The organism is Coleofasciculus sp. (genome assembly GCF_046539235.1).
Classification (GTDB): domain Bacteria; phylum Cyanobacteriota; class Cyanobacteriia; order Cyanobacteriales; family Coleofasciculaceae; genus Coleofasciculus.
In genome coordinates, this window is record NZ_JBKHHI010000195.1 from 1 (window position 1) to 11,905 (window position 11,905).

Annotated in this window: 11 protein-coding genes; 5 read left to right on the forward strand and 6 right to left on the reverse strand. The window is 45.6% G+C overall.

Annotated elements, in window-relative coordinates; translation table 11 throughout:
• Nucleotides 1-243: 243 nt before the first annotated feature.
• The gene (locus tag ACLFWI_RS17255; protein WP_446413938.1) at nt 244-1,197 is read right to left on the reverse strand and encodes a PEP-CTERM sorting domain-containing protein; all 954 of its coding nucleotides are present in this window, start codon (nt 1,195-1,197) and stop codon (nt 244-246) included.
• Nucleotides 1,198-1,635: 438 nt separating this feature from the next.
• Here ACLFWI_RS17255 and ACLFWI_RS17260 point away from each other — a divergent pair, with 438 nt between their 5' ends.
• Nucleotides 1,636-2,307, forward strand: coding sequence for a hypothetical protein (locus ACLFWI_RS17260; protein WP_446413939.1), 672 nt, complete (start codon nt 1,636-1,638; stop codon nt 2,305-2,307).
• 114 nt (nt 2,308-2,421) lie between these two features.
• On the opposite strand, the gene ACLFWI_RS17265 is transcribed toward ACLFWI_RS17260, so the two are convergent.
• The 3 genes from ACLFWI_RS17265 to ACLFWI_RS17275 all read right to left on the reverse strand — a co-directional run bounded on the left by ACLFWI_RS17265 (nt 2,422) and on the right by ACLFWI_RS17275 (nt 6,014).
• Nucleotides 2,422-2,877, reverse strand: a complete 456-nt coding sequence (locus tag ACLFWI_RS17265) for a hypothetical protein (RefSeq protein WP_446413940.1) — start codon at nt 2,875-2,877, stop codon at nt 2,422-2,424.
• Nucleotides 2,878-3,133: 256 nt separating this feature from the next.
• Complete coding sequence (locus tag ACLFWI_RS17270) at nt 3,134-5,689, reverse strand: sigma 54-interacting transcriptional regulator (RefSeq protein ID WP_446413941.1); 2,556 nt, start codon at nt 5,687-5,689, stop codon at nt 3,134-3,136.
• 181 nt (nt 5,690-5,870) lie between these two features.
• Entirely contained in the window at nt 5,871-6,014 is a 144-nt protein-coding gene (locus ACLFWI_RS17275; protein ID WP_446413942.1) for a hypothetical protein, read from the reverse strand.
• Between the two features lie 127 nt (nt 6,015-6,141).
• On the opposite strand from ACLFWI_RS17275, the gene ACLFWI_RS17280 reads away from it, so the two are divergent.
• The 4 genes from ACLFWI_RS17280 (at nt 6,142) to ACLFWI_RS17295 (ending at nt 9,149) form a co-directional block, all read left to right on the forward strand.
• Nucleotides 6,142-6,495 (forward strand): hypothetical protein, encoded by a 354-nt coding sequence (locus ACLFWI_RS17280; protein WP_446354777.1) that lies wholly within the window; start codon nt 6,142-6,144, stop codon nt 6,493-6,495.
• Between the two features lie 174 nt (nt 6,496-6,669).
• Nucleotides 6,670-6,918 carry a hypothetical protein gene (locus tag ACLFWI_RS17285; RefSeq protein WP_446408964.1) on the forward strand — a complete coding sequence of 83 codons (249 nt, stop codon included), beginning with the start codon at nt 6,670-6,672 and terminating at the stop codon, nt 6,916-6,918.
• Between the two features lie 72 nt (nt 6,919-6,990).
• Nucleotides 6,991-7,680, forward strand: coding sequence for a class I SAM-dependent methyltransferase (locus ACLFWI_RS17290; RefSeq protein ID WP_446413943.1), 690 nt, complete (start codon nt 6,991-6,993; stop codon nt 7,678-7,680).
• Nucleotides 7,681-7,790: 110 nt separating this feature from the next.
• Entirely contained in the window at nt 7,791-9,149 is a 1,359-nt protein-coding gene (locus ACLFWI_RS17295; protein WP_446413944.1) for an alanine/glycine:cation symporter family protein, read from the forward strand.
• A gap of 458 nt (nt 9,150-9,607) precedes the next feature.
• Here ACLFWI_RS17295 and ACLFWI_RS17300 read toward each other — a convergent pair whose 3' ends face one another.
• Complete coding sequence (locus tag ACLFWI_RS17300; RefSeq protein ID WP_446413945.1) at nt 9,608-9,991, reverse strand: hypothetical protein; 384 nt, start codon at nt 9,989-9,991, stop codon at nt 9,608-9,610.
• A 6-nt stretch (nt 9,992-9,997) separates the two neighbouring features.
• Nucleotides 9,998-11,905 (reverse strand): AMP-dependent synthetase/ligase (locus ACLFWI_RS17305; protein WP_446413946.1); only part of this gene is annotated, 1,908 nt, incomplete at its 5' end.

Consider the following 11,905-nt stretch of genomic DNA (forward strand, 5'->3'; position numbering starts at 1 on the left):
GGTCGTCCTAATTTTCTCTCATCACAATGAATTAGCCCTGCCTTCAAAAGGGGGACTTTGATTACACGAATTAACATCCCCGACTTCTTCAAGACGTCGGGGATCTGTGTACATCACGAACGACCAAAAACGCTGTATTTGATGGTTCCCCCCTTTTTAAGGGGGGCTAGGGGGGATCTCTTCTTGAGTAACCTACCCTGACACGCCCTGATAACAAGAACCATCAATCAAGAATTCAGATTATTAGTTAGCATTCTTCTGTTTTTTAGACTGTTGGCGTTTAAAAAAAGCACCGAATCCCAACGCCATACCGGAACCCAGAATCGTTAGCGGTTCGGGAACCGATTCTGGTTCAGGCAAGTTTCCGTCAAATTGAACACTTCCTCCAGTATTCGGAGCAATGATGTGGAATTCTCCACTTGTTCCTGTCACTGACTTGGCAATCAATTGTCCATTAATATGACCATTTGAGAACTCATTGTAATCAGCTAACGGAGCTAACACGCTGCCTTGCCAAGCAAAACCTGTGGAGTTTAGCTGCGTTGCCTCAACAAAGTTGAATAGAACCCGGTTGGCGAAATCGCCATTTGGACTGCCATTTAGACGAATTTCACCACGATCAATATTAAATTCTTCACCGGTTACATTAACCAAAACTGTAGAATTTTCCTCTAACGTAATGTTGAGACCATTAGCAATTGCCGAGGCAAGACTGGACGTAGTAAACTCTAATATTTTCAGTGTTGAACTATCATCAGTTAGATTCCCCAATTGAGCCGAATAATTCTTGTATAATTGTTCAGCCGCATCAAAGTCAATGGGATTTCCTTGTCTTACCGTCAAGTTTTCCGGTCCCACATTAGTCAGAGTTGCTTCACCTGCTACAACAACATCACCGACGAATACCTGACCTCCGTTATAGTTTAAGTTGCCGCCAACGACTAGAGTGTCACCCGCACCCTCAGCAGGTAACTTGGTCGCCGTCCCAAAATTATTCAGTGTGGCATTTCCACCAACGGCGACTCTACCGTGAGCATCAGAGTTAACGTTGAGATCTTCAAAGACGAAGACGTTAAAGTTTTGGGCTGGACCTTTCAAACTGCCAGCCTGAGCGGGAATAGAGAGACTGAGGGCTACGGTAGCTCCTAAAACTGTACTGGCACTGGCAACGGCAATTTTCTTTAAATTCTTGTTCATTTCTTCAGGGTTTAGCTGCGTGGACTGTGGAAATAATTAACCGATTGAGTCTTTTCTTAATCATATTTTTATTCCGGACTATTTAGGTAAAGTTGGTATAAAGATTGATCCTACCGTTTTTGAAGTTTTTATTAAGCTAAACAAATATTTGCTTTAAGGAATATTTATAAAGCTTTCATGAAGAGTTCCCACAACTTGATGAAGATTTGATGAAGAGACTTATTTAGGGTCTGCTGCCCAAATCCGCTTTTTGAACCCCTTTATCCCTTGGAAACTTTTTCCTTGAAGCCTATGTAGGTGAACTTCATTTACCTGCAATCTGCTGTAATTGTCTCTCTTTGTTTATAATCAATAATTTTTTTGAATTATTTCCCCGAAACCCTGGTAATAAAAACAATATAATTCTACAATATTTCCATTGATATTGGATGTTGAGCAATGAACAACCTGATTACTAAAATAGCATGGGTAAGTACTAGCCTAACTTGTGGACTCTCAGTAATTAATGCCGCTCCAGCTCTATCTGCTATTGTCAAAACTGAATTTCAGTTGAGCATCAACCAGTATGATTATGGGGTATATGATGGTGAAGTAATCTATGATGAGTCATTTCTGATCAATGATCCTGGTGCTTCCCTGCCGTTTGATTGCTTATCCCCTCAAAGAGGATTATTATCGTTAAAATTCAATTTTATTGACAAATTTGGTAATCCAAAAACTTATACAGAGTTAGACGATTCCAGAGGTAATCCTTGTATAGCCGTGGGGTTACGAGGATTCAAGAATGCTCCACGCCCCTTTGGATTGAGTTATTTAGTGGGAACCGATATAGTAGTAGCACCCCATACACCAGAAGATTTCGCCTTTCAATTCTACACGTTTGGTTCCACAATAACAGCATTTGCCCTCGTTAACCGACTCGATCCTTTTTATGAAGTAGATGGTCCATTTATGGGTGGTTATGAATTCAGTTTGCCTAGCCCAGTTTCTTCGCCCTCTACTCCAGTTCCCGAACCGTCAAGCCTTCTGGCTTCAGTTCTTGCTTTAGGGTTTGGTATCTTGTTTTCAGTAACCAGGAGTTCCGAAAAGATTCGTAAATTTTTCACTTGAGGAATTGTCTTTAATGCAAGGTGGACTTAAGTTTGTAGTTGCCTCTGTTCATTTTTTTAGAGTATGTTCCAGACGTGCCATAGCACGTCTGGGAGTAGGAGACACTCCGTACAATCACTCCTCGTAAGGGTCAAAAATCACCTCAAATTCAGCCCCACGCATAAAGCGACGGAGTACACGTTTGTGATCTTCAGCGTCTTGACGGTTGTAAAATCGGGCTACCGTATAGCGACGAGCATCATTCAATAAGCGGATAATCACCCAAGGACGGGTTAAGTCTAACGGTTTTTGAATGTCCGACTGACAAGTCAGTGTCTCTAACCGTTCCTGTTTGAGCGCATTACGCACCAATAACATCAGTTGTTTTCGGGCGAGAGTTTCCTGATTGGGTAGAACTGTCCAACTGGTTATCGGCGCGGGTAAATAGGTCAATGTATGAGAATCTTCTGCTTTAGTGACGTTCCAAGCCAGACGGCGAGGTTGTTTTTGACATTGATACCCCTGCTGTCTGAGAACTGAACAAAGACGTTCACCTTCTTTGGTTAGGCGCAACCAGTCACTGTGCTTCATGGCGATTCCGGAATAAAGAATAAATAGCAAACTTCTCCCCAATCCCCCAGGCAAACCAAGGAAGGAGATAGAGGTTTCGCTAGTTACCCTACTTAAGGTTTATTCTGGAAAACCTATTGCCCGTGTTTTGACAAATCTCTAAATTTGTGGTAAAGATACGCTTTCCAGAAATTTAGAGACGTTGCATGCAACGTCTCTACAGGCGCAAGGGTGCAGAGATTGTAAGGACGAATGACGAATGACAAATGACAAATAACTACCGAACAATAATCGCCCAAAGGCTTATCCCCAAAGCGACTATCCCTAAATGTTGCATCAGGAGCGATCGCACAGGTTGACTGGCAATTTTCTGTGTCAGAACCATACTCAGCAGTACACCAGCAATCAACGTCACTCCCTGTAAAAACGCAATCACCGCCGGATGCGCCACAAACACGGGTAATCCCTCACCACTTAATCCAAACGTGGCAAAGGTTACAGGCAAAATCCGCCCTGCTTCCGTCAACCCCAACCATAAATGGTGCGCCAGATTCGCCGCCAATACCAAGGGTAAATATCCATACGCCAATTCAATCAGCGATCGCGGCTTGGGATTAGCTATCGTTAAATTGAGCGTCTGAATCAGTCGGTAAGATAATTGAATTCCACCATAAGCAATTAAAGGAATCAACGCCGGGAGACTCAAAACCGCCAACGAAAACCAAGCGTGTGTGCCAAATTGACTCAAATCTAGGTGTAAATTCAGTTGCTGATTTAACTCCGGTAAGTGATGCAAAAACACACCGCCTAACAACAACAACAATAACGCCACCTCATAACTACGAGGGATATGAGTTGTCCACAACTCAATCCCTGGCGGACGCAAATTTACCTCCACAGAACGGTGCGGACAGGCTTTTAAACACGTCATACACAAGACACAATCGCGATTATCTTGTAACTGGGCGGGATGGGAATACAACGGACAGCCATTGGTTTCCATTCCCTCTCCTTTCTGGGGTCCACCCTTATAACATTGATAGGTGCTACATTCTGCTGAACAGGTTCCCTGCTGCGCCCGTAACTCCGTCATCGACAACTTGGCAAACAAACCATTCATTCCGCCAATGGGACACAAATAGCGACACCAAAATCGACGCTCAAAAATCGCAGAGAAAATCATCGCTCCCGCCGTAATTAATAGGAGTAAACAAGCAGAAAGATAGGCAGTATTTTCTAAATCCCAGAGTTCTTCCCATAAGAAAATTAAGGCAAATAAGCCAAACAAAAACCAGCCGCCCCAGGTTTCCGCTAATTGTCGCGACCACGGTTTTAACGGACGCGGAAATAGCCACAGAGATAATTTCTGGGTCACTTCCCCGTAAATCATAAACGGACACACGGCACACCAGAGACGTCCCACAAAGGGAAAGCCAATCAGGACGAGGGGCCACCACCATGCCCAAAAGAGATTTAAGGTAAAGTTTTCCTCACGGGTTTGCGGACCGATAAAGCCCATGATTACGACAAAGGCAAACAAGCTTAAGGTAAATCCATAGTTAATGCGATCGGGCCACCAATCACTCCTTAAAAATCGCCGCAGTTGGGGATAGGCATTTAAGAGATTAAAGCGGAATTGTTTTTTCTTACTTTGGGAGGGCCACAGCAGTTCTTCCGTGAGTTCTTTGCCACAGTCCGATTGCACCAGCGCCCGTTCCACTAAGTTTTGTAATTCCCTGAGATTACCAGGAAAATCATAGGCTTGTAATTGACGTAGGGCTTCGGGTGTAATTTTGGGTTTATTAATCCCTTTGGCGCGACATAAGAGACTAATATAATAGTTCATCTGGTCGCCAATATCGGTTTTTCTCACCCGCAGTGGCGGCACTTTTATCACTTGCTTAACCAGAGGGTTAATGGTGGGGAGCGCCGTTTCGGTAATCATAATAATCCGGGCGCGGCACTGTTTCACTTGTGTCGATTGTTCTAGAGAACGGCGGACAGGTTGATAGGTTCCAGTTTCTAATAGAGTTGCCAATTGAGGCATTAAATCCTGGGGCAATTCATCCACATTATTGAGAATCAACGTTCCCGTGTTCAGGGAATCAATAAGTCCCGGTTTGCCCCCTTCCCGCCCAAACAGTTCCGCACCACTGGCTTGCACTTTACTACAATCGATTTTAATCACAGGTTCGCGGCGATAGGCTGAACCAAAGTGAATTAATGTAGCTGTGTTATCTTTTTCCAGTCCTGGTTCACCGAAAATGAGTACAGACTGGCGAGTATCGGCGGCTTGTTTGATTTGCTGGCGTAATCGCACCGCATAACGGCTTCTACCAATAATTCCCCGTTTCGCCTTGTTGACTAAATAGGGGCGCAGCGTCACCTGGCGTTCTTGTTCAACCTTGAGTTGGGAAGACAGGTGTGCCAAGTCTTGGGCAAGTTGGGGGGAGAAGGCTTGAGAAATTTCTGGATACTGGTGGATTAAGTCTCGGAACTGTTCGGCTGGGATGCGCCACAGCTGAGAGTCGCTGCGGGTGAGGATGGTTCTTTGAGCCGATTGATTGAGAAGTAACTCCTGTAAATGAATCACAGCACCAGGAAGCCAACTGACGCCCCAAATCGAACCCAGTTGGTTGGTTCGGTAGCCTTCAATACGCCCCTGTTGCAGAATGTAGAGATAGTCTACAGGGGTATCTTCGATGACCAGACGCTCCTGGGCATTTACCGCTAGCGCTTCCATTCGTGGCGCGATCGCCTGTAAAATTTCATCGGAGAGAATGCTAAAAGCGGTGCGTTCTCGCAGCCATGTCACTAGGTCGAGATAGGTCATCCTGTCCTCATCATCCAATTTAGTTTATAGTTTCTTTATAGATAATCAATGGAGCAATTCCCCTAATCAACGGCAAAACACGACCAAATGATTGAGCTGGCGAATCTCTGGGTTCCTCTAGCGCTTTTGGGCTTGATTATCCTAGCCGCGCTCTTTTTTAGTTGGGCAAGTTAGACGGCTCTTAGCGGAGATCTTGCCGCACGGGTAATAAATCCCACGTTACCCCATACTGCTCGCAGCGAACCCTAATTTCATTTTTTTCCCCCAACTCCCAGACGTAGCAGGCTACGTCTCTACAACCTTCCCCAGCTTCCAGACGTAGCATGGTCTCTACATTGCTCCCCCTGTTTCCCCAGCTCCCTCTGCTTCCGTACCCTATTGCCATCCACCATCCCATTATCTCTGGGTATAGGTAAAATATGCATCAGTGATTTTAGCCCCCCTTGTTATCTATGAGCGGACATCTGCCGCCGATTAGTGATTTACGCGCTCGCCATACTGGCTGGGATAAACCAACGCCAGAACATCTTAAGGATATTGGCACGATTGAGTTTTTCTGGCGAAACCTGTTTGAGGCAATTTTCCATCCGGAGCAAGGCAACTGGCAATATCATTGGCAGCAGCTCTACAATCTGATTTTGGAGCGATGCCCCGAAAATGATGAACGCCGCACGACTATTTTCTACCTAGAAACGGTCAAAAACTGCTTGAAGATAGAGGGAGACTGGAAAAAATATTGGAAAAGGATACTGATTTATATGGAAAATGCCAGAGATTGGGCGAGGAAATCGGTTATCCGAGGATGATCCTGATTCCAGAAAGAGTGGGATGATACACCTGTTATAGGAGATGAGAAAGATGTTCGCCAAGTGGGACGAATTTGGGAAGATGAGGGAGTTGTGAGTTACATCAAAAGCATCCTGATCCACACCAGTAAATCCTGAACAAAGGAAAACGAAGGAATAGAGGAGCCGATCAGGATGCCTGAATATCAGTGGAAATTAACGATTATAGAGCGTAACTTGCTGTTATCAAATTGGATGAACCTAATTCCAGAAGCCCAAGAGCGTATGCTAGAAGAGGCGGATGAGTTGATGGCGATGTTACCCTTTTCCGATAAGCAACGATTACTGGCGTCTTTGGAAACGCTTCAGCATCATACCCAAGCTGAGTTATACCAGAAGATTCAGCAGATTTTAGGGAGTCAGATGGAGTTACATGCCGCATAGGTAGGGTTTAGCTTTCTTCGCCGGAAGCCCCATCTCCTCTCCATCCCCCCTTACCCTCTTGGAGACTGTTTGATGTTTGAACAACAACCCGAAGGATTACGGCAGAAAGTCAAATTATTGGCAACAGAAGCGCTAAACAAATCCGATCCCTCTGGATGGTTTGATCGCTTATATTCCCAAGCCAATCGTGATCCCGATCAAGTACCGTGGGCGCGTTTGAAACCCCATCCCTATTTCCAAGATTGGCTAAATAAAAATAAGCCCCAAGGGAATCATCCCTCGGCTTTAGTTATTGGCTGTGGATTAGGTGATGATGCGGAAGCCTTGGCTAGAGAGGGTTTCAACGTGACAGCCTTTGATATTTCTCCAACCGCGATCGCCTGGTGTCAGCAACGATTTCCCAATTCCTCAGTTAGCTATGTTGTCGCTGATTTGTTCGTGTTAGATCCAGCTTGGCGTCATCAGTTTGACTTGGTATTAGAATGCCGGAATATCCAAGCGTTACCATTAAATGTACGATCAACTGTGATTGATGCGATCGCGGCTTTGGTGGCTATCCAGGGAATCCTGTTAGTAATCACGCGATTTCGCCAGACAGAGGCTGAACCTGATGGTCCACCTTGGGCGCTTTCTAATCAGGAACTTGCCCAATTTCAGGACTTAGGATTAGAGGAAGTTCGCCGGGATAGCTTTATTGAAGCTGAGAATCCTTCTGTACAACAGCTTCGGATTGAATATACGAGAGCAAGAAAAGTAAGATAATCGCTATGTGCCTCGATAATCGTCCATAGACCGCAAAGCAGTTGAAGAAGGGAGGATGCACTGTCACACTAAGAAGGACATAACCTTGTATCCTGAGTGAGCAGACCACAGTGCAGTTTTTGACCCTAGGTATTTTTTCGATCAGTGTCCTTTGGCTGGTTAGCGGTGCGATTTTCTTCACCCTGCGGATGAAATTTATTAATATCCGGGGTTTTTGGCACGCGATTGAGGTGTTACGGGGAAAGTATGATGATCCGACGCAAGCCGGGGAGGTGTCTCATTTTCAAGCCTTGGCAACGGCGCTTTCGGCTACTGTGGGATTGGGTAATATTGCTGGAGTCGCGATCGCAATCAGTTTAGGCGGTCCCGGTGCGGTGGTATGGATGACCCTGGGGGGACTGTTTGGGATGACGAGTAAGTTTGTTGAATGTACCCTGGGGCAGAAATATCGCGTAATTAAACCCGATGGTACCGTGGCTGGGGGTCCGATGTACTATTTGTCGGCGGGTTTGGCGGAAATGGGACACCAGAACCTGGGTAAGGTGTTAGCGGTTATCTTCTCTATTCTGGGTATTGGTGGTGCATTTGGCGGCGCAAGTATGTTTCAGGCGAACCAATCATACACGGCGATAACTATAGTTGTACCCTGGTTTGTGGGGCGCAGTTGGCTTTATGGCTTGATTCTGGTTATTTTAGTGGGAATGGTGATTATTGGTGGGATTAAACGGATTGGGATGGTGGCGGGTGCAATTGTCCCGGCGATGTGTGTGATTTATTTTTTAGCGGCGCTGTGGATTCTGGTGACGAATTTTAGGGAAATTCCTGCGGCGATGCTGACGATTGTCAACGGCGCATTATCTCCAGAGGCGGTGGAAGGGGGAGTTTTTGGCGTGATGATTCAGGGATTACGGCGTTCAGCATTTTCTAATGAAGCGGGGGTGGGTTCAGCCGCGATCGCACATTCCGCCGCCAGAACCCAAGAACCTGTGCGGGAGGGGATTGTGGCACTTTTAGAACCGTTTATTGATACGGTGGTGATTTGTAATATGACGGCGTTGGTGATTGTGATTACAGGCGTCTATCGCAATCCCGAATTTACTCAACTCAGTGGTGCAGAAGTTACCTCAGTCGCCTTTGGTACAGCGATTTCCTGGTTTCCCCTGATGCTGGCGATCGCGATTTTCTTTTTTGCCTTCTCGACGATGATTTCCTGGAGTTATTACGGCGAACGCTGTTGGGATTATTTGTTTGGGCAGAATAATTTAATTATCTATAAGGTGTTGTTTGTCCTGGCGGTTTTTACGGGGGCGGTTTTAAGTTCCGGTGTGGTGATTAATTTTAGCGATGGTATGTTAATCGCTATGTCTTTTCCCAATTTACTCGGCGCTTATTTTTTATCGGGTCAAGTGGCTGGGGATTTAGATAAGTATATGCGGCAATTAAATAAAGGATTAGTTACAGCGCAATAATTGTTGATTGTTGATTGTTGATTGTTCATGGTTGATTGTTGATTGTTGATTGTTCATTGTTCATTGGTCTTAAAAACAAGGGCGGGTTTTGTTGTTTCGTTATTGGTGGGGAGGGCGGGTTTTGTTGTTCAGTTAGTGGTGGGGAGGGCGGGTTTTGTTGTTCAGTTAGTGGTGGATATCTGAATTGATTCCCTAAACCCGCCCCGACAATTGTCCCTAAACCCGCCCCGAAAATTGATTTAGGGCTTGCTGCATGAGTGTGGAAGGTAGACAAGATTTGGATTTCAAGCCATTTTTCTCCCCAACAAGTGCAAGGTTTTTGCACTACCCGCCTCAAAATCCTGGGATTTCCGCCTGCGTAAGTGCCGAATTTTACCTCACCAGAGGTTTGAAACTGTTGCCTGTTGCCTGTTGCCTGTTGCCTCTCGCCACCACAAGACTTATTCAGCAGACCCGATTTATGAGGTTATGTCCCACTTAATCTCATAACTCCCTCCCGCATTATCGCCTGTAATTACTATCCAGTAGTTTCCGGTTTCTTCTGCCTCAAATGTATACTCGCGATCGCGATTCGTTTCTATCCTTTTTAGCACATCTTTATCCGGTTCGAGGATTTGGATGTCTAAATCGCCTTGCGTCACCTCCGACTGAACGTCGAGGACAACTTCATCTCCGGCATCAACTTTAATTTTCCGTCGTTCTGTCCCCGTGAAATTGTTATAGGATGCTTTGGTCTGAGTCGGGAGATTTATAGTGAACCAACCCACTATAGAACAGGCAGATAACCCGATCAAAACGAATCCGAATAGTAAGGATTTAATTCCCGGTTTAATTCCCATCATCTCGGCTTAAGCAAACATCTCGTCAATCAAATCTTGATACTGTTCTCTAACGACATGACGCTTAATTTTCAGCGTCTGCGTCAACATGCCATTTTCTTGAGAAAAGGGTTCTGTAATCAAGCGAAATACACCAATTCGGTCATTGGGATTATAACCAGGACGATTTTTCGCTTCTCGATTGATTTCTTGGCGGAAAAATTCCTGAACAGGTTTGCTATTTAAATCAATCGTTTCCTCGCCAGAAGCAGATTCCTCATCGGGGAGTTGCAGCTGATACTGATTTTCAGCCGCCCACCCTTGTAAGTTATCGAAATTTGGTACAATTAAAGCGCCCAGCGATCGCTGATCTTGACCCACCACCACCATCTGATCAATATAACGACTCCGCATACAGGCATTTTCTATCGGTTTCGGTTCTACATTCTCACCGTTACTCAGGACAATTGTATCCTTTGCCCGTCCGGTTAAAACTAAGTCCTCTTGAACCGTTAACCAGCCTAAGTCTTCGGTATTAAACCACCCTTCGGCGTCAATTACTTTATCCGTGGCTTCCGGGTTGCGATAATAACCCTGCATGATTTGAGATCCCCGCGCCCAAACTAATCCTTTTTCTCCTTGGGGAAGGGTTTCTTTGGTGTCTGGATTAACAATGCGAATTTCTGTCTCTAGAATCGGTTTACCCGCAGATCCCCGGAGGTTATGCCAAGAACGACGGGCGGTTAAGACGGGCGAGGTTTCGGTTAAACCATAGCCTTCGAGTACTTCAATGCCAATTATTTCATAAAAATCATCTAATTTCTGGGAAAGTGCGCCACCGCCACAGATGGTTTGCTTTAAGTTTGCACCGATTTGTTCACGGATTTTCTGATAGATGAATCGGTCAGCTAAGGCATGAATCAGAACCAATGTCAAGCATTGAAGTCTAGCCCAGAGGCGTTGAAATAGAGAGGGCTGCTGCTGTTCTAAACTTAAGCCATTAACCAGGCGACGGGCTTTAATATAGCGATCGCTAATCGAGAATAGGATATTAACCAAGCGCTGTTTGCGGGCAGATTCTTTACTTAGCTGCTTTTGCACCGTCTCATGAATCGATTCCAATAAACGGGGAACTGAGACAAAATAATTAGGGTGTTGAGCATTCAGATCCCGCTTAACATGGCGCAGCGTGGTATAAACCAGGGTACAGCCTTGGGAGAGGGCAAAGTATTCAACCGCACGTTCATAGACATGCCAAGATGGGAGAATACTCAAGACGCGATCGCCTGCTTCTAGGTGTACAATTGCACCCAAGCTGGTGATTTGATGTAATAGGTTGCCATGACTTAGCATAACTCCCTTGGGTTTCCCGGTGGTGCCAGAGGTATAGATTAGGGCGGCGAGGGTGTCAGGGGTTTGTTCAATCGGTTGGAATGTGTGATTTTTCCCCTGTTCCAACACCTGGGGAAAGTTGAGGATATTCAACTCCGACTCAGCGTCGGGTTCCTGATCGGATAATAAAATAACCAGTTGAATCGGCAAATCATGCAAATGCTGATCCAGCTTAGTTAAGGTATCTTGATTTTCCACCACTAAGGCAGTCGCTTCACTATCCTTAAGGATATAGAGAAGTTCCTCTTGTTCCGCTTGAGAACTTCGCACCACATCAACCGCCCCAGTGGTCATAATACCTTGGTCAGCCACAAACCAGCGGGAACTATTTTCTGAAAATAAAGCAACCCGATCCCCAGCCGAGACGCCTAATGCTTGTAATCCAGCCGCAAACTGCTGAATTTGCTGCCACATCTGGGCAAAGGTTAGCTTGACTTCGGGTTTAGCGTAAGGGTTGTGTAAGGCGACAGTCTCCCCAAATCGCTGGGCGGCTAACGACCAAACCTGGGGTAATGATGATATCGTGTTGTAATCGGCTTGGTGTTC